Genomic DNA, 23,809 nt, shown 5'->3' with positions numbered 1-23,809 from the left:
TAACCTAGTACGGGGCCACCACGCCAGAGGATTTTTGCGGTTATAACTGAAATAAATTCAAGTTTTTAGCGATTAGCAAACCAAGCTTGTAGTTTTTCTACAGAACCTGATACTTGAACATCTAAACTCTGTGAGTTTTGCTCTGCAGTTGCTAGATCATTTTGATTAAGTGCTTGTTCGATTGACTGCGCAAGTTTAGACAGGCTCGCAGCACCAAATTGGGCTGCATTTGATTTTAAACTGTGTGCATGTCGTGCTGCAGCTTCGTTATCTGAACCAAGATTTGCAAGTACCTCAGAGCCTAAACGCTGAAATTCACTACAACAAAAGGTCAAGGTGTCGGCAAATTGGTCACCTAAAAGTGATTCCATCCCTTCAAGTGCACTCTCATCGATTGTGATTGTCGTCATCTTTATCCCTTAATCAAAAACGTAATTATATAAATCGCAACTTTAGCCGTTCATAGCTAAAAAGCAAACCTGCTTTGCGAGTTAAGCTCATGTATACTAGGCATAGTTTTGATTTACACCTGAGTTCGTATGGCTAGAGAATTGTGCTCACATTGTGGCTTTTCAGTTAAAACCTGTTTATGTGATTCAATAAGCATAATCAATAATAAACTAAAAATCATTATATTACGCCACCCTAATGAGGAAAAAATTACTAAAAACACCGCTAATTTACTGAATTTAGGCTTAGAGAATTGCCAAATCATCGCAGGCGAGTCAGAACGGGACTTTTTGCAGCTTGCAACATTACCAAAGGCAACAACAGCGGTACTCTACCCTGCGGATGACGCATTAAATTTAGACGAGCACACTGCCACTACAGATGCTTTCAAACAGTCTTTGACCCATTTAATTGTGATTGATGGCACATGGAAAAAAGCCTACAAAATGCTGCAATTAACCCCAAGCCTCCACGCATTTGAGGCTGTGAGTTTTAAACAGGTACCACAAAACAAATACGTCATTCGCAAAGCGCCACGAGCAGATAGTTTATCAACTTTAGAAGCTGTGGCTCATAGCCTTAAATTAATTGAAGGCCTTGATGTAACGCCACTATATAGATTATTAGCTGCGCTGGTCGATAAGCAAACTCAGCATATGCCAGCTAATGTTAAGGCGCGCTATCTATAATGCGAGTATCAAAACGACTTAGTGCGGGTTTTCATCGTCAGGGACCCGATTATCGCTTTGATGATCAGGTCGATTTTGACGATATTCGCGATACATTTGGCTTTCGTACAATGGTGGTTGGCAATTGGGTTAACAAACAAGAACGTTTATTAGCGGCAAATTTAATTTACGATGCCTTAGCTGATCTTGCGCAAATACTGACTTTACCACCAACGGCAATTGGTCTTAGGGGGAAGCTTAATTTTGCCTTTGGTCATGGCGGCCAAAAAGGTGTGCAGGCTCATTATAATGCCAATAGTCAAACTCTTGCTCTGGCTAAAAATGCCGGTGGTGGCGCACTCGCCCATGAATGGTTTCATGCTTTTGACCACCATATTTGTCAGCATTTGTTTAGCGACAGAAAGAGTATGCAATTTTGCTCAGCGCTATGGCTCGAACGGTCACCAGATTTAAGTCATCCACTTAATCAGCGCTTAAATGAGTTTTATCATCAGGTATTTTTAGACAACTCAGGTGCGAACCCAAATGAGTTTGTTAAGCAATCTATCGCTTTTGATCAGCAGGTTAAGCAACTTTATATGAGTATGCCTGAAGAACTCGCGGCCCGCTGTTTTGAACAGTGTATTGACAGGCACCCTGATATAAAAAATAGCTTTTTGGTAAGTGGTTTATCAACAAGTGGCTTAATTTACCCAGATGAGCAACATACCATGCGCTGTTTTGCAGCGCTACTTAATTACTTTAATCAATTAGGTTCGCTGTTGCATCAAGACTAATTTCAACTTTCTGCACCTCCTTTATCCAATCTAAATAATCATCTGCACAGAGCGGCTTTGAAAAATAGTACCCCTGCCCAAACTGGCAGCCATAACTTTGCAACATAGCCAGACTTTGCTCATCTTCGATACCCTCAGCTACAACATGCGCCCCTAAAGTAGTGGCTATATCACAGGTTGCCCTACAGATACTTTGATCATTAACCGAAAACGGCAAATTCAATACAAACTGCTTATCTATTTTTACTTCATCAAAGCCAAGTTGACTTAAATAAGCAAGTGAAGAATAACCTGTACCAAAATCATCAATCGCGAGCTTTAATCCGATTAAACGGTAGTCATCCAGTGTTGCTTTAATCTTTTTACTTTCTTCCAAAGTTGCTGATTCTGTAAGCTCTAACATCACTGAGTCAGCCGATACTTTTTGCTCATTTAAAATGGTGATTAAAAGCACCGGTAAGTCTTTATTTAATAGATCTTTTGCTGATATGTTAATGGAAATAACGTGATCGGGTATCAGTTTGCAAAACTTCGCTTGCCACTCAATACCTCTTTCAACAACCCATTCAGTCAACTGATTGATCACCCCTGCTGACTCTGCTATTGGAATAAACACATCAGGGCTTACTGCGCCAAATACTGGATGCTGCCAACGCAGTAATGCTTCACAACCCACTACTTTGCCTGTTTTCAGACATATCTGCGGCTGAAAATGCAAGCTAAGTTGGTTTTCATCAATTGCAATTTTAAGAGCCGCAGCAATAGATAACCTTTGCTCAGAAAGACGCGCACTTTCAGAGTCGAACATACGCCAACGCTCACCTTGTAAACGCTTTTCCGACATCGCTTGTATAGCACATTGAAAAATTTGCTTCGCAGTATTGCCATGCATAGGGTAATACGCAACACCAATATCAACACTGTCGACTAAATTAATCTCTTCATGAGTTAGTCCTTCTTCAAACACGCCATGGATCAAACATGCAAACTGCTCTATGTGACTTAGCTCAAGTTCTCCCATTACTAAACAGCCAAACGTACTGTCATCAACATGAGCGAGCCATGCACTTCTGCTGGCTTGAATTTCGAGTTTCAATGCATTCATACTCTGCAGCTGACTATTTAAAATACTTAATCTTTCATTGATACAAATATTGGCTTGTTCAAAGCCAAAAGTAGAACGTGCATTTGAAAGTACATGAGCCTTAAATAATAAAACTGAAAAGTGTTGTTTCTGCGATACTTTTTTTACAATTTGCGCGATCAAAAATTGTTTATTTGGCAGTTTAGTATCTACATCATGCAGCATCGAATAACTAAATGCTGAAATTTGTTGGCGATCTTTTAACAACAGCACAGAACAAATCGCCAATGAAGTAATAAGCAAAATGGTATTATGAACGTCATGATAACCAATGCCAAAGCCATTCCAAATGAATAAACTAAATACTTGAATAACGATGGTTAAAAGCATAAAAACACGCAGATGAGTACGGTTGTTAATACGCTTAATCAAACTGTAAAAGATTGCTGCAACAAAGCCCAAAAAGCCCAAACAGCTGACTATAAATAGCCACTGACGATTAAATTGAGGCAATATTGATGAGAGCAAGGCCGCAATCAACAAACAAGCCATCATTGCTTGCCAAGCTTTTTTAAACTTAGCTGTGTAAGTATGAATCGCTAAAAAGTGATATAAAAAATAGCTAACAAAGCACAATGCAAGCTCATTAACAGGCCATTTAGCTTCCCAATCTAAGCCGTCAACCAGGTAGCTAATCAGGCCGTTATCAATCAAGAAACCAATACAAACCAGTACAAAGTAAGCACTTAAGACCATATATTTTGGTTGCTTCGATACAAAGAAGTACATTGCGCTTACTAAGATACATAAAATGAGTACACCTAAAATAGCACCGTAACCTAAAATTGTTTGGTGTAAGTTGGCTTCAAATACTTTTGCAGCAACAACTCCCACCTCAATGGTCAACGCCCTATCATGCACAAAATTAACCAATGCCCAACGATGCCCTTGGCCATGCTCAATCAACCAATGAGGGCGAACATTCGATAAGCTTTCTAGTGAAGCAAGCCGCTGATTATTAGTAGCCTGAAAATTTTCATCTAAAAGATAAAATTTAGCCCATGTTAAGTTTGGCTCGCCGAGAAAAACAACATAGTTTTTGTTCTTGGGTAATTGATATAAATCGATGATCAGCCAATGAGATGTTTTTGCTGCAAGGCGAATCGAGCTTGTTTCTAACGCATTTAATTTTTTTGCATTTTGTAACGATGCTTCGAGGGATTGACTCAGTTTGGCAAGTGGCTGCTCTGAATCAAGCAACCATACAGGCAAATCTTCATTAGCAGCAGAAACAATGCCGCTGTGTAGCAATACACAACACCATAATATGAGCAGCTTTGTAATTATCCGACTGACTTGCTTGCCAATAAAGTGCATTTTAGCTCCGTGCTTTGAACACCAGCTAAAAGTATGGGGGTGATAAGCTTAAATTGCCAATTATAGTTAACTAAATTAGAGGCCTTGTTGATCAAATACAGCTCTCTAACAAACTCACTTAACTTACTGATATTTAGGCAGACCAAGGGTGTTGATCTTATTTAGCGCCTTCACTTTGATCATCGCTTCAACCAGCTGGCGATTGTAATCACGCGCATTTAGCTTAGCCCCCATCAACTGTTTAAAACGGTACATCGCTGTTTCTGCTAATGAGCGCACATGATATCCACTGAGCTTTTTCCATTGTGCGATTCCTAACTTATTGCACAACATGACAGCCTCATTGCGTGGATGCTTATCAGTCCACAGCCGTGCATTCTCTCTCGGCGGGATAGCAGGTATCGCGCCTTTTTCAGTAATTTCTGCATAGCAGCGGCGGCTATCATAAGCACCATCAGCGCTCACTCTATCTATACGCCGGCGTAATGGTCTTATCAAATCTTGGAGGGTCTCGCCGTCGGTGACGTTACTGAGCGTCATTTGCGCCCCCACAATATCATGCGTGTTGGCATCCACCGCAAGGTGCAGTTTTCGCCACTTTTTTCTTGCCTTTACGTGGTGCTTCTGTGCATGCCATTCACCTTCGCCAAACACCTTAAGTCCTGTGCTATCAACTACAATATCTACAAATCCAGTGGTGCGGACTTTACTGCGAAATTTAATATTCAACTCAGCACTGCGCTTACACAGACAACTGTAGGTTGGGGCTTCAAGCGGAAGCTTCATCAAAGATAATACCGATTGTGTGAACCCTTGTAGTGCCCTGAACGACAAGCCAAAGACAGCTTTGAGTGTTAAGCAAGTTTCAATAGCAAGATCAGAGAAATGATTAGAGCGGCCACGCCCACCGTGAGTACATTCGTTATACCAATGACGCGTTGCTTTTTCGTCAAACCAGAAGCGAATATTACCGCGGTTAACGAGGGCTTGATTATAGTGAGACCAGTTTGTGATTTTGCTCATTGTTGTTGCACGGGCTAGTAGGATATAGATGATCTGATCACAGGCTGGCAAGATAGTTCAAACTTTTAGGAAACAACGCCTAAATTAGGTAAAAAGTTTGGCAACAAAATATTATGTGGCACTCAAGCCACATAATATACGATTATTTATTATCATCACTGATACGACTTGCAACGGCCGAATTTTGATCTTTATATTTCGCGTCTTTACGGGTGTTATATGGATTTTCTGCAGGGCTTGTCATGGTTTCAAAGCTCATAGCACCAATTTTCATCATCGGACGAAGTGCTAACGGCAATTTGCCTGAGTTATAAAACTCTAAGACAATATTTCCAGACCAACCTGGATCAATACGATGAGCGGTTACGTGTACCATTAAGCCTAAGCGAGCTAATGATGAACGTCCATCTAACCAACCAACAATATCAGCGGGCAAAGTCACTTTTTCATAAGTGATAGCCAAAGCTAACTCGCCAGGATGAAGGAAGAAAGCTTCTTCTTCTGCAAGCACAATTTCATCACTCATGATTGATTCCATCGCCTTGTTTAGCTGATCTTTTGGACCACTTAAGTCAACATAAGCTGCGGTATGATCTTGAAAGACTCGAAATTTATTGCCCAAACGTAAGTCCACAGTCACACCTGAAATCATTTCTTTACTCGGTGTTGGCTCAATAACAATGCGGCCTTCGTCAATATACTGCTGAATATGGGTGTCTGATAATCTCATTAATTATTCTACCTAAAACAACTTAAACATCTGATTTTAAGCTGAAAAAACACGCTAAGCTTTAAACTAAACACAGCAAAAGTCGCGTGTGTATTAGTAAAGCCAAATGGGGTGGATATAGTGTGACATATATTACACAAATCAACAGCGTGTTGCGCGAATAATTCTCAACAAAATAAGATAAGCCATCTCAGCTAATAACATCAGCTATTTCCGATTTATCTGAACTGCTGAGGTTTGTTTTAATTCCCCGATTACAGGGAGTATGAGGATAAGTTGTTATGGATTACGTTATTTTATCCGTAATAACATTGCCAGCATGCGTTGTCGCAATTTTAATCGCCAAACATTACGCTAAAAAGCACGATTTATGGTATGGCTTTCTCGTTTTTGTAGGTTCACTACTATTAACTAGCTGGTCGGTGGTTGGCTTAGTTGCTAACGAAACTTTCTTTTTTCCACTACCTTCATTGCTCAGTATTGCCTTTTACTTCTACTGTTTTGGTGAAACCGATATTGTGTTTATGCCAAATTTTTTAATTAATCCTGGCATTGCTATTTTTCTGGTTACTTTTTTTATCGTAATAAACTCTTTTAAAGCCCTGCTATTTTAAATCGATTAGCTTATCTCCATTAGTTTAATAAAAATAAAAGCCGCTCATTGAGCGGCTTTGGTTCTATCAGGGATCATATATTAAAAGCTATAACGGGCACCAATTGTGTAACGAGGTCCGTATTGACGAGCAAATAAGAATTGCTCTTCGTAACGACCGTAGCCACGCTCAGTTTCGTTGTTAAGATTTATACCTTCAAAGAAAACGGTCATGTTTTCGTTAATGTCATAGTTAACGCTTAAGTCCCATTGACCGTAAGTGTCGCCAAACTGTGGCGGCGCATCAGATGAACCTTGTGACTGACCCACACCAATCAAGTACGAATCACGCCATGCGTAAGTTACTTTAACTGACAAGCCATCTTTATCATAAAAGGCTTGGAAGTTAGCTGAATCGCTCAAACCTGATAACGGAGCTTGTTGGGTCAAACTATCAACATCAAATTCAACATCACCATCTACAAATGTGGCATTCACACCTAAACCGAAGCCACTTTCACCAAATAAGTGTTGAACAGCAAGTTCAAAGCCATCGACTGATTTGCTGTCGGTATTTTGTGGCTGAGAAATGTTCCATACCATGAGGGGGTCTGAGCTCGTCGGTTCAATAGCGCCATCCGCATTGCCATAACCAAGCGCTAACATTTCATTGAAAATAGCATCACTCGTAGCCTGCTCTCCGCGCGCTTCAACTGACGCTACAGCCTCTTGGTAACGAGGACCATTTAAGATGTCATGTAAACCATCAATCGTTGTTTCAGTAATTTGTGTTTGAATAAAGTTATCAACGTCTTTTTTGAAGTAGCCAAGCGATGCATAGCTACCTTCACCGTAGTAATATTCAAGCGATAAGTCTAAGTTAGTTGATTCAAAAGGTAAAAGACTAGTGTTACCTTGGCCACCAGTGCGTGAACCCGGTTTAGGACTACCTGATAAGCTTCGGCCACCAGCAAGGTTACCAAGCGGTGCACGGGCCATGGTTTTACCCCATGAAACACGCCCCACAAGCTCGTCTGTGATCTCAACTTTTACATCGATATTAGGTAACCAAATATCGTAATTACCTTCTTCTTGATAAAAATTATCTGTGCCACCAGTTTCGTACTGCATAATCCATTCAGATGCACTCACCCAGTTCACTTGGCTTTCAACGCGTTGGCGAACCGTACTGGTTACATCCGTTTCTTCATAACGAAGACCTGCGTTAATCTGAACGAAGTAATTAGCTACATCAAATTCCCACAAGCTGTTCACATAAAAACTTTGCGTTTTCTCTTCTACATAGCTTTCGCTGTCGATACCATCAAAGAATGGGTCAATTGAATATTGATTATCACCCAATAAATCTTCATTTAAAAAAGCAAGCTGACGAGCTAACGCCTCTTCAAAGCTATAGGTGTAATAGTAATTTGGCTCAAGGGCACTACCACCACCAGCGAACTGGTCAAGCATGTCACCAGTTTCGTTATAAGTGAACATGCCGTCAGGGAGAATTTCGGTAAATGATGGATTAAAACCCGGACCGCCTCTTAAGCCACTCCAGGCCGTGAAACCACCCATGGTTTGCTTGGTATTTGCCGCCCCAAATTTTACTTTAACTAATGGAATTTCGAAGCTTTCATTAAACCAAGTTGTATGAAGCTGGGCTTGCTCAACCTTAGACTCACCTGGCGAATAACTAAACTGGCTGAAGTTTGAATCAATTTCACTTGGGTCAAGTACTGTTGTGCCGTTGTTCCAGTTAACGTATGCGTGCGGAATTTCACCTGTGCGGTAGTCATATACTTTGCTCTTTAACTGGTCAGAACCAAGGATAATTTGACCGTCTGAGCCTAAACCGTCATCTGCACCATTATCTGTTTCGTTTTTCGAATCATGATAATCGAACTCAACTTCCCACTGATCGTTAATTTGCCACTCTAGGTTTAAACCGATTGAACGCGCTTTAACTTCTGTAGTAACACGGCTTGCAGTAAATGAGCCGTCGTTTCCACTGATATCGGCATAAAGTGCAGTACCATTTTCATCAAGCTCATAGCCATTAATGTTACCACCGAACTCATTCCAGATACCCCAACCTACGGTATTCACACCAGTAATAGCACGGCTTGCTGTGTAATCAACTGTTGCAGTAAAGCTTTCAACTGGCGAGTACTGTAAAGTTACTTGGCCATTAGTACGCTCACGTTCAACATCAGCAATACTGTAGTTCATGTCTTTCGGGAAGAAATGATTACCGACACGGTTGCCTTCGCTATCTAATGGACGCGGGTCAATGTACTCTCCTTCATCAAGAGTTGGTAAATCAACATTAGCTTGCCAACCTTGAATATTGGCACTTTGCTGTTGAAAGTCACGTTCTTGATGTGAGAAAGATGCAGCAAAACCAAATGTATCATCAGCATAGGTATTGCTGTACATCGCTGAAAATTCTGGCGTTACATCATCACCTTTTTCATTTGACGAGTCATGAATAGCTTTAATAGACGAGCTAAACTTTTCGCCTGGGCTATTTAATGGGCGAGTTGTAATAATATTTACAGTAGCGCCTAGACCACCACTTGGTACATCAGCTTGACCTGATTTTGCTACTTCAAGGGCACTTACACCATCAGCGGCAATATTCTCAAGGGCGTATGAACGCGTATAACCCGTGCCTGGCATTTGGCGACCATTAAGCATTACTAGGTTAAACTCAGGGCCAAAACCACGTACCGTAATTTCGCTACCTTCGCCGTTTGAACGACTCACCGATACACCGGTAATACGCTGTAATGATTCAGCTAAGTTAGTATCTGGGAATTTACCCATCTCTTCTGCTGAAATCGCATCAACAACACCTGTTGCATCACGTTTCATATCCATGGCGCGGATCATACTGCCACGAATACCTTTAATTTCGATAACTTCAATATCGTTATCAGCTTTCTCTTGCTCATCCTGTGCATAAGCCGACATAGTGCCTAGCCCTGCGGTTAAAATCATCGCAACTGACGCTGCAAGAGGTGTTTTAATAAATTTTGTGCTTTTCATGATTTACCTGCTTTTGCAATATGTTGTCATGGATACTGGGTGCTGTAATCAGCACCCATCACTTGTTGCCAATGTTCATTACGGGTTTGCAATAACTGCATTATCAATACGGTAAACCGCACCTTCACCCATCCCCCATGACGGGAACACCATAACAACGTCGATTGCACTAATATCAAGACCTGCACTTAGTAGATCAGCAAGTGTATAGGTATACGTTTGCCACTCACCAACTACAGGCTCGACACCTTCTTGGCTTGCACTTAACGCAAGCTCCACAGCTTGAGCTGCATCGTTTGACTCAATTTTGAATAACCACTGAGCATCTTGGTTGCTGGCGTTTGAAACTATTTTCATTTCAAAGCGAACCACACCTTGTGATAATAAGTGTGAAGCATCAAAGCTTACGCCGTCATCAGCTAAGAAGCCCATAACTGTTGGTTGAGCGCCAATTTGAAACTCAGCAACTGAGCCATGTGCTTCGTCGTCAGTTTCAACTGTTGGCGTACTACCTGCACAACAATCCCAAATACTCCATTGGTCAGCTACATTATTAGCAAATAATGTTAGCTCTGACGCAGCCGTATCTTGCTCAGGTGCATAGATGCGGGCATTGTCAACACGGTAAACCGCACCTTCACCTTGCCCCCATGCAGGGAAAATCATAATTACATCAATTGCACTGACATCTAAACCAGCGTTTAATAAGGTGCTAATTGGGAATGTATAGGTTTGCCACTCTCCAGCAACAGGATCAACACCTTCAGCACTCGTGTTAAGGTTTAATTCAACCGCTGTAGCACCTTCATTTGACTCTACTTTTAGAAGCCAAGGTGCATCTGGCGTTGACGATAAAGACGTGATCTTCATTTCAAATTGCAACATGCCATCATCAACTAATGCTGATGCATCAAACTGGCTACCACTACCACCTGATGAAGTACGGTTGATAAAGCCCATTACTGTTGGTTGAGCACCAATAGAGAACTCAGCTGTCACACCATGCTCTTCATCGTCGACTACTTCGACAGGCGTTGAACCGCCACAACAATCCCATAACGGCCAATCAAGGTTCATTTCATCTGCAAATAAGGTTAATGAAGGTAATGTCGTCGTTGCACCATTGGTGATCTCTACGTTATCAACACGGTAAACTGCGCCCTCACCTTGACCCCATGCAGGAAAAATCATAATCACATCAATCAGTGAAACATTTAGCCCTGCATCTGCCAGTGTTTGCAGAGGGAATGTATAGGTTTGCCATTCACCGGCAACTGGACTTACACCTTCAGTACTCGCACTTAGATTTAACTCAACCGCTGTCGAGCCTTCATCGCTCTCAATTTTAAATAACCAAGGTGCATCTGGAGTTGAAGGAAGCGAAGTTACTTGCATGTCAAAAGTTACATAACCGTCTTCTAACATAGCACTAGCATCGAAAGGTGAGGCTTCTCCGTTTTCATCTGTGATAAAAGCATCACGACTAATGAAACCATTTACAGTAGGTTCTGCGCCAACAACAAACTCAACCACATCACCGCGCTCAGCATCTTCTACTAGCGCAGGTGTTGAACCGCCACAGCAGTCCCATGCAGGCCAGTTAGGATTAAAGCTGTTATCAAAAATGGTGAGTGGCGTTACGGTGCCATCACTCGGTGGAGTCGGAGCTGGTGCTGCACCCTGCACAAGTGCATCTTCTGGATTGTCGTAACCAGGACGAACTGTTTCACAGCCTTTGCCTGTGTCTGGGTTTTGCGAACATTCATAAACACGAACATAGTCAACTTCAAAAGTCTGACCATTTTCGAATGCACTAGCATCAATACCTAAAGCATTAACGTTTTCTGGCCAGTCACCGCCCACTGCAAAGTTAAGAATTAAATAAAACTCTTGATCAAATGGGGCTGTGTCCCAATGAGTTTCTAACTCACCCGTTGTTTGATCAAAATACTCGGTATACCAACCCTTATGTTTTAGAGCAAGCGCCTCACCATTTGCATTGTAAAGTAATTCTGATTTGCGCTGCGTGGCATACAAGTAGTCATCGACGTACCAGCGGATTTCACCCTCTTGCCACTCAATAGCATAGGTATGAAAGTCATCAGCAGGGTTTACACCTTGGTCAAATGTGTAAGCTTTGCCGCTTTGATCGTTATTTGGCCACTCTTTACCATAATGAAGTGTTCCGTAGATGTTTGACTCGACACCATCCTCGGTTGGAACTTTCAAGTTAACCGACTCAACAATGTCAATTTCGCCTGAACGAGGCCAGCCACCGTAAACTTCATCGGTTGGCATCATCCAAAACGCAGGCCAAGAGCCTTGGCCACTTGGTAATTTAGCTCTTACTTCAAAGCGACCATATTTAAAATCAGCTTTGTAACGAGTATTGATACGTGCAGACGTATAAGGTTTTGCTGCCCCTTCTTCTGCAGGTAATGCAACAATATTAAGAATACCGTCTGCAACAAAGGCGTTTTCATCACTATCGGTATAACATTGTTTTTCGTTATTACCACCACCTGCACAGTCTATTTCGAAATTCCATTTGTTGTCATCTATGGCATCGCCGTCAAAGTTATCTTCCCAAACCATAACCCAATCTGAAACTGGCTCAGTCGGGTTTACAGTATCTATTTTTGTATCTGTGGCAGAGCCACCGCAGCCAGCTACAGTCACTACTGAAAGCGCCATTGCTAGTTGTGTTAAGTGTGTTTTGAATTTGTTCATTGCATTGAACCCTAACATTATGTGTTTGTTAGTACTCAACTGATTCATATAGTATTATTTTAATCAGTTAATTGTAAGCGCTTACAAAACAGATTAAATAAAAAGAACCATTAATGTAAGCGCTTACATTAGAGTATGGCATGGTTATTAAAACGTCAATAAATTATTAACAATTACTGCAAATTTTTTGACATGTTTTACGAAAATTTAGGCTATATGCTGCTAAAAGCGTGGTTGGGAGTGAATTTAGTACAAAATAATCAAGTCTTTGTTAATAAGAAAAACCCATTAACAAAATCTTTGCAACAATCAATCTTCAGTAATAACAATTTCAACGGAGCTTGTGTGTGACTGCTGATAATACAAGCTACTAGCAAGTACACGGGCAGCTGTTTTGTATGTTTCACTTATTTGAGCCGCGTTATCTTTCGCTATTAAATTGCCCTGCTCTGAGCTTTCACGAATTTCAATGGCCAACGGAATATTAGCAAGTACAGGCACACCATGGCGATGAGCTAATTTTACGGCGCCATCTTTACCAAATACATGGTTTGGTTGCCCACAATGGCCACACAAGAAGTAGCTCATATTTTCAATTAAACCAAGCACAGGGACGTTTACTTTATTGAACATAGCTATACCTTTTTGTGCATCGGCAAGGGCTAAGTCTTGAGGGGTGGTAATGATCACAGCACCACTAGCAGGCACTTTTTGGCTCATCGTCAATTGAATATCACCCGTACCAGGGGGCATATCAACGATTAGATAATCAAGCTCTCCCCAAACGGTTTCGTTCATTAATTGATTAAGTGCTCCTGATGCCATAGGACCACGCCAAACGGTGGCATCATCACTTGGAACTAAAAAGCCGATCGATTGCGCTTTGAGATTATGTGCCTCAAAAGGAAGTAAGTTTTTATCATCCGCTGTTTTAGGTTCAGCTCCTTGCAGACCTAAAAGTAATGGAATAGACGGGCCATAAATGTCGGCATCGAGAATACCTACTTGTGCACCCTCTTGCTCTAAAGCCGAGGCAAGATTCACTGCCGTGGTTGATTTGCCAACTCCACCTTTACCTGATGCAACTAGAACAATATGTTTAATTTGCTTAAAACTATAAGAATTAGGTAATTTGACTTTGGCGCTAATTGACACAGGCACTGATAATTTATCGGCGACAAACTTTTCAATTTCGTTGATTTCACCACAGCCAGCAAAAGGTAGGCTTAGTTTTACTTGCCAGCTTTTATCGCTGTTTTGATTAAGCTCTTCGAGCCAGCTTTGCTCAATACCAATGGCAAATGCGCTACTACGATAGGCGGCGAAGGCATCAATGATCGGTGCTTTTTCAGTCGATTTACTTGAGAATAGTTTTGACAGTCCAAACATAGCAATAAATTAGCGTTTCTTTGATGAAAAGTGCTGCGGAATTATGTAACATTCAAGGCATTAAAACCAGACAATTAGATAATATCATTGCTTTAGGTTGTATATAAGCAACTCACAATGAATTAAATAATGATATTCGTGCATGTTTGCATCGAACTAATCTCAATTCGGAATGATTATGGCACAGCGAAAGATCCTGATTACTAGCGCATTACCTTATGCCAATGGCCCGACTCACTTAGGTCATTTACTAGAATATATCCAAACTGATATTTGGGCGCGTTACCAAAAACAACAAGGTCATGAAACCTACTACGTTTGCGCGGATGATGCCCACGGCACACCAATTATGCTTAATGCGCAAAAACAAGGGATCACGCCTGAGGAAATGGTTAAAAACGTGAGTGTTGAGCGTCAACGCGACTTTGCTGATTTCAACATTGAATTTGATAACTATCACAGCACGCACAGTGAAGAGAATCGTCACTTTAGTGAATTAATCTACAATCGTTTAAATGAAGCGGGTCACATTAAAAAGCATACTATTTCTCAACTGTTCGACCCAGAGAAAGGTATATTCTTACCAGACCGTTTTGTAACAGGTACTTGCCCTACGTGTAAGTCAGAAGATCAAAACGGTGACAGCTGTGATTCTTGTGGTGCTACTTACAGCCCAACTGAGCTTATCAACCCACGTTCTGTAATGTCGGGTGCTGAGCCAATCTTAAAAGATTCTGAGCATTACTTCTTCGATCTTCCAGCTTTTGAAGACATGCTTAAAGAGTGGTTACACTCAGGTACGATTCAACAAGAAATGGCGAACAAGTTAGATGAATGGTTTGCAGATGGCTTACAGCAGTGGGATATCAGCCGTGACGCACCTTATTTTGGCTTTGAAATCCCTGGTGCACCGGGTAAATACTTCTACGTATGGTTAGATGCTCCAATTGGTTACATGGCGAGCTTTAAAAACCTGTGCGATAAAAAAGGTATCGATTTTGATGCATTCTGGAGTGAAGACTCAGATGCAGAGCTTTACCACTTCATTGGTAAAGACATCATCTATTTCCACAGCTTATTCTGGCCGGCAATGTTAGATGGCGCAAAATTCAGAAAGCCAACAAACGTATTTGCCCACGGTTTTGTGACAGTAAATGGCGCAAAGATGTCTAAATCAAAAGGCACCTTTGTTAAAGCGCGTACTTACCTTGATAACCTAGACCCTGAGTATCTTCGTTATTACTACGCAGCAAAACTAAACAACGGCATCACTGACCTTGACTTAAACCTTGAAGACTTTGCACTGCGTGTAAACTCTGACTTAGTAGGTAAAGTTGTTAACATCGCAAGCCGTTGTGCAAGTTTCATCACCAAGAAATTTGACGGTAAGCTTAGCGACACAGTGATGGATGAAGCACTGTTAGGTGAGTTCCAAGCGGCTTCTGCAAGCATTGCAAATCACTATGAAAACCGTGATTACAGCCGTGCAATTCGTGAAATCATGGCCCTTGCTGATAAAGCAAACCAATTTATAGATGCTAAAGCGCCGTGGGTGTTAATTAAAGACGAAACAAAACAACAAGAAGCACACGATGTATGCTCTCTTGGTTTAAATATGTTCCGTGTACTTATCACTTACTTAAAACCAGTTCTTCCAGGTATGGCTGCTAACGTAGAAGCCTTCTTAAACGACGGTTTAACATGGCAAGGTGCGCAAACAGCGCTTGTAGGTCACGCAATTAATAAATTCAAACCGTTAATGCAACGTGTTGAAATGGATAAAGTAAATAAAATGATTGAAGAATCTAAAGAAAGCCTAGTTGCTGAAAAAGACAAGATTGATCCAAACAGCCCGCTAGCAAAAGAGCCAATCAGCCCAGAAATCGAATTTGATGATTTTGCTAAAGTTGATTTACGTGTAGCAAGAATTGCTAAAGCAGAACACGTTGAAGGCGCAGATAAGTTATTAAAACTAACCTTAGATTTAGGTGGCGAAACGCGCCAAGTCTTCGCAGGTATTAAATCTGCATATGCTCCTGAAGACATCGAAGGCAAGCTAACGGTAATGGTAGCGAACCTTAAGCCTCGTAAGATGCGTTTTGGTATGTCTGAAGGCATGGTATTAGCAGCTGGCCCTGGCGGTAAAGAAATTTATATTCTTAACCCAGATGAAGGCTCAGAGCCTGGCATGCGCGTAATGTAATTGCACAATTACTAGCTACTAAAAAACCGTTGTGTTTTAGGCACAACGGTTTTTTTATGTTGAATGTATGGTTATGAACTTGGGCATGCCGGGTGCTCAGTCAGTACTTGAGTAATTATTTGCCCGAACTGCTGGTGTTGTTGCTCTGTGATAGCAAAAGCAGCATTGTAAGCGAGAGTGTCAGCAAGCTCACCGGTTACTACTTCATAAAAAGTCATTGCGGTAAGTAAGTGCCCTGCATCTGAAGCATGATTACCATCGGCACTGTAAAAATTCAGATCTGGTAATGCAGCTATTGCTTTGTCCCAAACTAAACCGACAGGTGCAACACAGCTTGTTTCTTTTTCGCTAATAGACAAGTGTAATTGATAGACAAGCTCCCCTTCTTTGCTGTCACCTCGCTGTGGATGCTCAGGAAATAAGATGGGTGTGATATCCAGCTCTTTCGCACTTGCAATCAATCGCTCTGCCTCACTCGTAGAATAGTTAACAGAGCCAGACTGAGAATATTTCTGACCTTGAAAAATAGCATGACTCCAATTGTCTTGCTGTAGCTTTTCAACATTGCCCGATTCGTTAACTATCTCATCTAAAAAGCGACCACTGACGGTAAGGGTTGATACTTGAGCGTTGGTTAACTCACTTGAAATGAGCTGTTCAAGCAAATCCCCTAATTTAGCGCTATGGCTATTACCGTAAATAATAACTTTATAGTCAGCACTACCACTGTTATCGACTAGCCCAACAGTTGTATCTGGGGTGGAGCTGTCAGGCTCATCGACTTTTGTAGTTTCGCTTTTTGAGCTTGAACCACATGCAACGAGACTAAATGAAATGACTAGTAACAAATAGCATCGAATTAACCTAGCAAGCTTATCATTGATCATATTTAACCTTTTTGGCTTATTATTTTTATGTCGTTAATATTGAGACATAAAACTGTAAATTGCCAATTTTTATACGATTTTCATCTAAGGTGCTAAATATAAATCATGTAAAACTCGCTCTTTTCGAGGTAAATAATAGTCATCATAATCAAGTGACACTATGACTCTTTTAGCTTTACCTAACAACTCACTGCGAGGCACTAAACCAATCACTCTCGAGTCTGCACTATGATCGCGATTATCACCCATCGCTAAATACATATCCTTAGGAATTACGACAGGTGCAAAATGCTGCATCACCGAAGAGGCTTTTGATACCTGGATGGCGTGCTGAACACCTGCAAGGTTTTCAATCAGTGTCTGCTGTTGTTGCTTGTCATCAGTTAATGCGTAATTAAGCGCTTTACCGTTAATAATCAATTTATTATCTACTAAAGTCACTGTATCGCCCGGCACACCAATAACACGCTTTATTAAACGATTATTTGCAGCCTTGGAATCAAATACGATGATATCCCCGGCTTTTGGCTCATCGGTGCGCATAAGCGAAATATGAGTAAATGGCACACGCAGATCATAAGCCATTTTATCCGTTAAAATACGATCCCCTTCGACAATGGTCGGATTCATTGAACCTGTTGGCACTTCATACCAATCAGCTACCGCACTTCTAAAAACACTCATCAAGCAGATAAATACAATCAATGAACGGTTATTTTTCCATACTTTTACAATCCAGTTCATAGTCATTCCTTATTTTGTGGTTTGTTTTACTAAGAGCCTTTAGCTGAGAATTAGTTCTTAACTAAATGTAACGAGATACGTCAAAGATAAAAATATCATACATGATGTTAAAAATATTTGACACAGCAAGCGATGAGTAGTTTACTTAACATCAAGTCAAATATATTTTACATGGGATTATGAAATATGAGCTACAAAGAAATGACAATTTGGGGCACTTTAGTAGTGACAATTGGCCTTTTAAGTTATTACCTCCTAGGTATTAATTCACTACAAGCTGCTGGAAATCTTAGCCAAGATACCATGGTTTCATACTTATATAAGGTCGTTGTTGTAGCGGTAATCTTAGAGATAATCATGCAATCGATACTTGCAGGCATTAAACACAAAGAAGCAGACTTAGGTGATGATGAACGCGATAAGCTCATTGAATTAAAAAGTACCAAACTTGGACACTGGTTTTGCTCTGCAATTATCTTAATGTGTGTATTTCTAACGACTCAAATTGAGCGTGTGTCAGACCGTATGTTGTTACCTGAGGTCTCTGATCTATATAATATTATGCATTTACTTATTATAGGTTTTTTAATTAGTGAAATTATCACTAATGCTAGCAAAGCATATTTATATCGAAGAGATAGCTAAATGACAAAACAGCTCAGTAATACCATTCGTGAACTTCGATTTCATCGCAATGAAATGACTCAGCAAGCATTGGCAGAGGCTGTTGGCGTTTCAAGGCAAACCATAGTAGCGATTGAAAAAGGTAAGTATTCTCCGTCGCTCGAAGTGGCTTTTAAGATTGCTCAATTGTTTGATAAGAAGCTGGATGATGTTTTTTCATATCAATAGGCCAACAAAAAAGGTTAGCTATTTAGCTAACCTTTTTTGTTCAGTAAGCATCGTAAAATCTTACGGCTGCTGATTTTTGAACTGCGCTTTGGCTTGTTCAACTTCGTCATCACTGATCCCAACTGATTCAGCCGCTTCTTTAATAAGGTGTGGCTGCGTCATCACTAATGCCATAAGTTGTTGAAGCTTTTCTGGTGGGATACCTAACTGTTGAACCAAACCCATTGCCATCATTGGGTTTTCCATAAATGCTTGGAACAGCTCACGCACTTTTTCGTCACTTACATTGTGCTCTTTGAGCATTGCAATAATTGGGTTCATACTAACCTTTACTTTTAACTACTAATAAAACCAATAATATGGGCAAATTAATGTTATTCAACTAACATCACCACTTTTCCCGAATTTTCGTTGTTATCTAAAATACGATGAGCCTCATTTGCATCTTGCCAATTTAACGTTTTATAGATATTGCAATCCAACAGTCCTTGTGCCAAATCATCATAAAAGCGGGTTATAAACTGCTCTTTTAAATCGCGCTTAAATTCAATTGAACGGTTTCGTAAGGTTGATGCATGAAAGGAAATACGTTTGCTAAGCAGCCTTGCAAAGTCAACCTCAGCAAAGCGCGCATCTAAAAACGCTAACATCACAATTTGGCAATCCATTGCTGCAACGGCGGCATTTTTGTTTAAATAGCTCCCTGAAACTGGATCAACAATGGTATTGGCCTGTAAATTATTTGCTTTGAAGTATTCTACAAAGTCGGTGGTTTTATAATTGATGGTATGGTCAGCACCCAGCTGTTTGGCATGCTCGCACTTTTCATCGCTTCCGGCGGTGATCACCACTTGAGCGCCAGCGCGTTTAGCCATTTGAATTGCGGCACCGCCTACGCCACTGGCTCCTGCATGAATAAGTGCCGTTTGCCCTGCTTTAAGCTGACCAAATTGAAACAAAGCAGAAAATGCCGTTAAGTAAACTTCGCTGATAGCAGCGCCTTGGGCCATTGTCATTTCATCTGGTAAAGGCATCACTTGCGCAGCATCAACGGCAACATACTCGCTGTAAGCACCGCCCGCACACAAGGCAAAAACGCGTTTATTAAGCCAGTCACCGGATACTGCACTACCTTGCTCAACAATGGTACCGGCGCATTCTAACCCTAGAATTTCACTGTCACCTTTGGGCGCAGGATATTTACCTTGTCGCTGTAAACAATCTGCCCGATTAACGCCGATTGCTGCAACAGCAATAAGAACTTCGTTATCTTTTAGGGCTGGTTTATCTGTTTGCGCAAAATGTAACTGTGAGTCTTCGTGCTTAATATAACGCATATGGCCTTCTATTTAATTCGTTGCCAGATCTCAGCTTCGACTAATTTGCCATTTTCATACAAGGTGTGGTGCCACAAGTCACCTTCTATTTTGTAATCAAATGCCATGGTCTTACCAAGTAGTGAAGGTACATTACCATAGGAAAAAGTTTCGATAAATTGCTGGTCTTGCAAAACATATTTGCCGCCACCAGCATAATGAAAGTTGCCTTGCTTTTGGGTGATATAGCTAAAATGACTGGGTGTAATCAGTTTAACAGAGGTTATTTCTGGCGCTTTTGCCGTCACATAGCCGTCATTGGCTGCATATTTGCCTTCAACAAATTGCCAGCTACCTAATAACGGATTGGCGCTTACCATAGACGAAATAAATAAACTCGATAATAACAGTGTGTTTTTCATAGTGCGTTCTTTAGCAATTTTTTCAATAGCATACGCTAACACTATGTTACTATTAAACAGTTATAGGTTGAGATTTTTTCATTTGAGCTTTCATCGAAGAAAAGCGCCAAGACTGCTTATAAGGATAAACATCAAGCAATTGCCCATCGTTAATAGCCGCTTGTAATTGCTGCCACATAGTGGCTGTGAAAATATCTTGGTGGGCTGCATTAAAATAATCAAACGCCCGCATATTGGCGCTAAAAAATACTTTAAACTGGCTAGGAAATACATCGTTTTCTGCGATGTCAAAGTAGCTTTCGCTGCTGAGTTCATCTAATGAGTCATCAGTTTTTGGCAGCTCTCTAAATTGACATTCTGTCATTGGGCAAATTTCATCGTAGTCATAGAACACTACTCTTCCCCAACGAGTGACACCAAAGTTCTTCATCAGCATATCACCGGGAAAGATATTAGCCCCCGCGAGCTCTTTTATCGCTTTACCGTAATCAACCATGACTTGCTGCAGTTTTCGCTCATCACAGTCATTGATATACAAATTAAGCGGCGTCATTTTGCGTTCTACATAAACATGGCGCAATATAAGTGCATTCCCCGAAATTACTAAACTATCACCAATTTGCTGCTGCATTGTCTTTATTAGCTCTTCACTAAATCGACTTAAATCAAACGCTAAATAACGAAATTCGTGTGTATCAACTAACCGGCCAACTCTGTCGGCTTGTTTAACAAAATCGTATTTGGCCATGACCTGCTGTTTGGTGGCTGTTTTCGGTGCACTGAATTTATCTTTGATTACCTTATAGACATAATCTGAGCCTGGGGTTGTAAATACTAGCATTACCATGCCCGGCGTTCCTGGCGCAATAATGTATTTATCATCCACAGGGCTATTGCGCGTGGTATCAACTTTGTAACGATAGAACTCGGTTTTAGCATGTTTGATAAAGCCTATGGCATTAAACAACTCAAAGCGTTGCTTATGGGGCATTAAAACACTGAGATAATCAACATATCGTGCGGGTTGGTCGGTATCGACCATAAAATAAGTACGCGCAAAGCCAAACAATAAGCTAAGTTGGTCAGCTCCCATCATCACAGCATCAATATGCAGACCTTTTTCACTATTTAACAACGCAATCGCAAATGGCATGTTATCGCCATTTTTAGCAATACATCGACCTATGATGTAACACGCTTTATTTCTGAAAAACAAAGAATTTGCGTATTCAATATAACCATCGTTGAGTGCAAGTAGCTCATAGACTTGCGGGCATTGCAGTTTTGCACCCGCAATTAAAGTACGCTGCAACATGGCAACATCACCAGTAAAATCAGCGTATTGTGAACGAAACACATGGCGTTTTATTAAGCTGCTGATGGCACTTTCAAAACCATTTTGTAAAGAAATGCGGCTAACCAATGAATCAAAAGGCCGCGGCCCAAGTTGATAACGTGCTTTTAGTACAAACAAATGTACATTGCGGATTTTTCGTGAGTCCCAAATAGCACCGAAGGTTGAGTTAAAAAAAGTATGAGCAATCGGCTGATTTTCATGGCTTTGCACCATTTCTGCGTATATTTTTTTGGCTAGTAACCAAATTGCAGGATCATCTACCTCGCTATAAGCAATAATTTTTACTGCTTGGCTTACCTTTTTTACTTGCCCTTCATAAACCTGTAATCGCGATTTCATAGCCCCTTGAACTTGATGCCACTGGCGCTGTTCAAAACGACTTTGTGCACCGAGGGTAATATTTAAAAACTCTGCAAACATTGCCTCAAAGCCAGCATACACCGCGCGGGCAAGCTTAGTCGCTACTACCTGATTTAACTGTTCGCTGTGTGATTTAACAGCCAAATGTAAGCTCTGCTGTGGCATTATTTTTATCGCTTATGCTGATTATTTTAGTCGCCTTGTTTACACACAATAGCAAGCGCGCTTTAATTTAGGTAATTAATAAAGATAATAAATAAGATTGATCAAATGAATATTAGGCACGTCGACCTCAACCTATTGGTGTATTTAAATGTCCTCATTGATGAACAAAGTGTGTCAAAAGCCGCCAATAAACTGGCTTTGACTCAACCAGCAATGAGTAATGCCCTTAAGCGTTTACGTGATTTATTTGATGATCCATTATTAGTGAGAGCCGCTGGCACGATGACGCCGACAGCAAAAGCGCTCAGCCTTAAACCTGAAATAGAATCACTGTTAAAAATGGCCGAAGAAATTACTCAGCCAAGTGAAGTATTCGACCCTAGCACAGCTAAAATTACATTTCGGATTATGGCAAACGACTACCTAGAATCAACCCTAATTGCGCCGTTTATCACGCAGCAGCTGGAAAAAAATCCGGGACTTAACTTTGATATTTTGAGCCCAAGCGATGTTAATCTTCAAGATATGGAAAAAGGCACCATCGACCTTGCCATAAACCGCTTTAACGGCCTGCCCCGCTCATTCCACCAAGCCAGTGTTTGGCGCGATAATTACTGCTGCTTAACACACCCAGACAATCCCTACTTACAACAGCAAAATCTTGAAGGCTACCTTGCACAAGAGCACATTTGGGTGAATCGGGCAGGTTGGGGCGTAGAAGCGGCATTGACGAATAAATCAGGTAGTCAAAAACTCGGCTGGGTCGATGAGGCATTATGGCAATTAGAACAAACCCGCAATATTCGCGTATTCACCCGCCACTACATGGTGGCAAGCTTGCTGTGTCAATCACCAAAACTGATTGCCACATTACCTCGTCGACAAGCCATGTTATTAGCAAAACACACTGATTTGGTAATAAGTCCAGTACCTTTTCAAATTGTTCCTATTGAAGTGAAAATGTTATGGAGCCCTTTGTTACATCACGCAAACCCGCACCAGTGGCTTCGCAGAGAGCTACTTGCCTTTGCCAGCACCGTGGCTGATCGCTAAAAACAGCGTAATATTGATAAAATCAATATCAGTTATTGAAAACAACAATTTCATTAATAATGAGTGAAGGGCTAGAGTGAAGTTAAGCACATAAACAAAGAGAAAATGATTATGGAAACTTCAGCGCAATTCACTCAACAGGACGGCCTTTACATTAATGGTCAATTACACTCATTCATCGAGCAACAACTTTGTAAAAAAAGTAATTTACCTTGTGAAGAAATTTACCAAACATTAGCCACTATGGTTGATGAGTTTGGTTGCCAATGCCGTAAAACCAAACATCAAGATGATGATGTTTTACAAGCGGACACACTGTTAAAAGCATACAGCACAGTACGCACTCACCCGCATTGTCATGTTGATGCTCAAACAACAACTGCAGTACTCGATGAATACTGCTGCCAAGTACCCGCTATTTTAGTGGTTGCGTTAATGGACACATTAACAGGCATGACAAGCAATGAACCAGGTGCAGAACATATTTACCAACGTGCAGCACAATTAACAGGTAAACCATGTGTCTACGCAGTTAAAAGCGCCAGTGCCGCATAAT

Annotated in this window: 21 protein-coding genes; 8 read left to right on the top strand and 13 right to left on the bottom strand. The window is 41.0% G+C overall.

The window, feature by feature from the left end:
- Positions 1-65 precede the first annotated feature (65 nt).
- A complete protein-coding gene (locus J8Z25_RS07275; protein WP_130051741.1) occupies positions 66-410 on the bottom strand; it encodes an Hpt domain-containing protein in 345 nt (114 codons plus the stop codon).
- A 129-nt stretch (positions 411-539) separates the two neighbouring features.
- Here J8Z25_RS07275 and J8Z25_RS07270 point away from each other — a divergent pair, with 129 nt between their 5' ends.
- The gene (locus tag J8Z25_RS07270) at positions 540-1,139 is read left to right on the top strand and encodes a tRNA-uridine aminocarboxypropyltransferase (protein ID WP_130051742.1); all 600 of its coding nucleotides are present in this window, start codon (positions 540-542) and stop codon (positions 1,137-1,139) included.
- Positions 1,139-1,915: a CLCA_X family protein gene (locus tag J8Z25_RS07265; RefSeq protein WP_167658604.1), complete on the top strand. Its 777-nt coding sequence runs from the start codon at positions 1,139-1,141 to the stop codon at positions 1,913-1,915. Before J8Z25_RS07270 ends, J8Z25_RS07265 begins: the two co-directional genes overlap by 1 nt.
- On the opposite strand, the gene J8Z25_RS07260 is transcribed toward J8Z25_RS07265, so the two are convergent.
- The 3 genes from J8Z25_RS07260 to dcd all read right to left on the bottom strand — a co-directional run bounded on the left by J8Z25_RS07260 (position 1,881) and on the right by dcd (position 6,129).
- Positions 1,881-4,376, bottom strand: a complete 2,496-nt coding sequence (locus tag J8Z25_RS07260; RefSeq protein WP_250661914.1) for an EAL domain-containing protein — start codon at positions 4,374-4,376, stop codon at positions 1,881-1,883. The two genes, J8Z25_RS07265 and J8Z25_RS07260, sit on opposite strands and share 35 nt — an antisense overlap.
- A 123-nt stretch (positions 4,377-4,499) precedes the next feature.
- Positions 4,500-5,399: an IS5 family transposase gene (locus tag J8Z25_RS07255; protein WP_250661049.1), complete on the bottom strand. Its 900-nt coding sequence runs from the start codon at positions 5,397-5,399 to the stop codon at positions 4,500-4,502.
- Positions 5,400-5,541: 142 nt separating this feature from the next.
- On the bottom strand, positions 5,542-6,129 hold the full coding sequence (dcd, locus tag J8Z25_RS07250) for a dCTP deaminase (RefSeq protein WP_130051745.1): 588 nt from the start codon (positions 6,127-6,129) through the stop codon (positions 5,542-5,544).
- 281 nt (positions 6,130-6,410) lie between these two features.
- On the opposite strand from dcd, the gene J8Z25_RS07245 reads away from it, so the two are divergent.
- Positions 6,411-6,743, top strand: a complete 333-nt coding sequence (locus J8Z25_RS07245) for a hypothetical protein (protein ID WP_178926851.1) — start codon at positions 6,411-6,413, stop codon at positions 6,741-6,743.
- Positions 6,744-6,823: 80 nt separating this feature from the next.
- On the opposite strand, the gene J8Z25_RS07240 is transcribed toward J8Z25_RS07245, so the two are convergent.
- The 3 genes from J8Z25_RS07240 to apbC all read right to left on the bottom strand — a co-directional run bounded on the left by J8Z25_RS07240 (position 6,824) and on the right by apbC (position 13,894).
- On the bottom strand, positions 6,824-9,775 hold the full coding sequence (locus tag J8Z25_RS07240) for a TonB-dependent receptor (RefSeq protein WP_130051747.1): 2,952 nt from the start codon (positions 9,773-9,775) through the stop codon (positions 6,824-6,826).
- A gap of 78 nt (positions 9,776-9,853) precedes the next feature.
- Positions 9,854-12,505: a glycoside hydrolase family 16 protein gene (locus J8Z25_RS07235; RefSeq protein WP_250661913.1), complete on the bottom strand. Its 2,652-nt coding sequence runs from the start codon at positions 12,503-12,505 to the stop codon at positions 9,854-9,856.
- A 309-nt stretch (positions 12,506-12,814) separates the two neighbouring features.
- A complete protein-coding gene (gene apbC / locus J8Z25_RS07230; RefSeq protein ID WP_250661912.1) occupies positions 12,815-13,894 on the bottom strand; it encodes an iron-sulfur cluster carrier protein ApbC in 1,080 nt (359 codons plus the stop codon).
- A gap of 178 nt (positions 13,895-14,072) precedes the next feature.
- Here apbC and metG point away from each other — a divergent pair, with 178 nt between their 5' ends.
- Positions 14,073-16,097, top strand: coding sequence for a methionine--tRNA ligase (gene metG / locus J8Z25_RS07225; protein ID WP_167658608.1), 2,025 nt, complete (start codon positions 14,073-14,075; stop codon positions 16,095-16,097).
- Positions 16,098-16,168: 71 nt separating this feature from the next.
- Here metG and J8Z25_RS07220 read toward each other — a convergent pair whose 3' ends face one another.
- Entirely contained in the window at positions 16,169-16,984 is an 816-nt protein-coding gene (locus J8Z25_RS07220) for a hypothetical protein (RefSeq protein ID WP_130051751.1), read from the bottom strand.
- Positions 16,985-17,068: 84 nt separating this feature from the next.
- Positions 17,069-17,728 (bottom strand): signal peptidase I, encoded by a 660-nt coding sequence (lepB, locus tag J8Z25_RS07215; protein WP_167658610.1) that lies wholly within the window; start codon positions 17,726-17,728, stop codon positions 17,069-17,071.
- Between the two features lie 186 nt (positions 17,729-17,914).
- Between lepB and J8Z25_RS07210 the strand changes: the two genes are divergently transcribed.
- On the top strand, positions 17,915-18,373 hold the full coding sequence (locus tag J8Z25_RS07210; RefSeq protein ID WP_130051753.1) for a hypothetical protein: 459 nt from the start codon (positions 17,915-17,917) through the stop codon (positions 18,371-18,373).
- Positions 18,374-18,580 carry a helix-turn-helix transcriptional regulator gene (locus tag J8Z25_RS07205; protein WP_250661911.1) on the top strand — a complete coding sequence of 69 codons (207 nt, stop codon included), beginning with the start codon at positions 18,374-18,376 and terminating at the stop codon, positions 18,578-18,580. It abuts the gene before it with no gap.
- A gap of 60 nt (positions 18,581-18,640) precedes the next feature.
- Here the strand turns inward: J8Z25_RS07205 and J8Z25_RS07200 are convergent, their stop codons facing one another.
- Genes J8Z25_RS07200 through aceK form a run of 4 tightly spaced genes read right to left on the bottom strand, consistent with a single transcriptional unit; the run spans position 18,641 to position 22,200 of the window.
- A complete protein-coding gene (locus tag J8Z25_RS07200) occupies positions 18,641-18,901 on the bottom strand; it encodes a DUF2999 family protein (RefSeq protein ID WP_130051754.1) in 261 nt (86 codons plus the stop codon).
- Between the two features lie 53 nt (positions 18,902-18,954).
- Positions 18,955-19,917 (bottom strand): zinc-binding dehydrogenase, encoded by a 963-nt coding sequence (locus J8Z25_RS07195; RefSeq protein ID WP_178926847.1) that lies wholly within the window; start codon positions 19,915-19,917, stop codon positions 18,955-18,957.
- A gap of 8 nt (positions 19,918-19,925) precedes the next feature.
- Positions 19,926-20,318 (bottom strand): hypothetical protein, encoded by a 393-nt coding sequence (locus tag J8Z25_RS07190; protein ID WP_250661910.1) that lies wholly within the window; start codon positions 20,316-20,318, stop codon positions 19,926-19,928.
- A 52-nt stretch (positions 20,319-20,370) separates the two neighbouring features.
- Positions 20,371-22,200: a bifunctional isocitrate dehydrogenase kinase/phosphatase gene (gene aceK / locus J8Z25_RS07185; RefSeq protein WP_250661909.1), complete on the bottom strand. Its 1,830-nt coding sequence runs from the start codon at positions 22,198-22,200 to the stop codon at positions 20,371-20,373.
- A 105-nt stretch (positions 22,201-22,305) separates the two neighbouring features.
- On the opposite strand from aceK, the gene J8Z25_RS07180 reads away from it, so the two are divergent.
- Both J8Z25_RS07180 and J8Z25_RS07175 read left to right on the top strand, forming a co-directional pair.
- The gene (locus J8Z25_RS07180) at positions 22,306-23,253 is read left to right on the top strand and encodes a LysR family transcriptional regulator (protein ID WP_130051757.1); all 948 of its coding nucleotides are present in this window, start codon (positions 22,306-22,308) and stop codon (positions 23,251-23,253) included.
- Between the two features lie 111 nt (positions 23,254-23,364).
- Positions 23,365-23,808 (top strand): hypothetical protein, encoded by a 444-nt coding sequence (locus J8Z25_RS07175; protein WP_130051758.1) that lies wholly within the window; start codon positions 23,365-23,367, stop codon positions 23,806-23,808.
- The last annotated feature ends 1 nt before the right edge of the window (position 23,809 follow it).

This window comes from Pseudoalteromonas sp. SCSIO 43101, assembly GCF_023650775.1.
Classification (GTDB): domain Bacteria; phylum Pseudomonadota; class Gammaproteobacteria; order Enterobacterales; family Alteromonadaceae; genus Pseudoalteromonas; species Pseudoalteromonas apostichopi.
The sequence above is the reverse complement of the archived record's forward strand: the minus strand, read 5'-3'. Positions and strand labels throughout refer to the sequence as shown.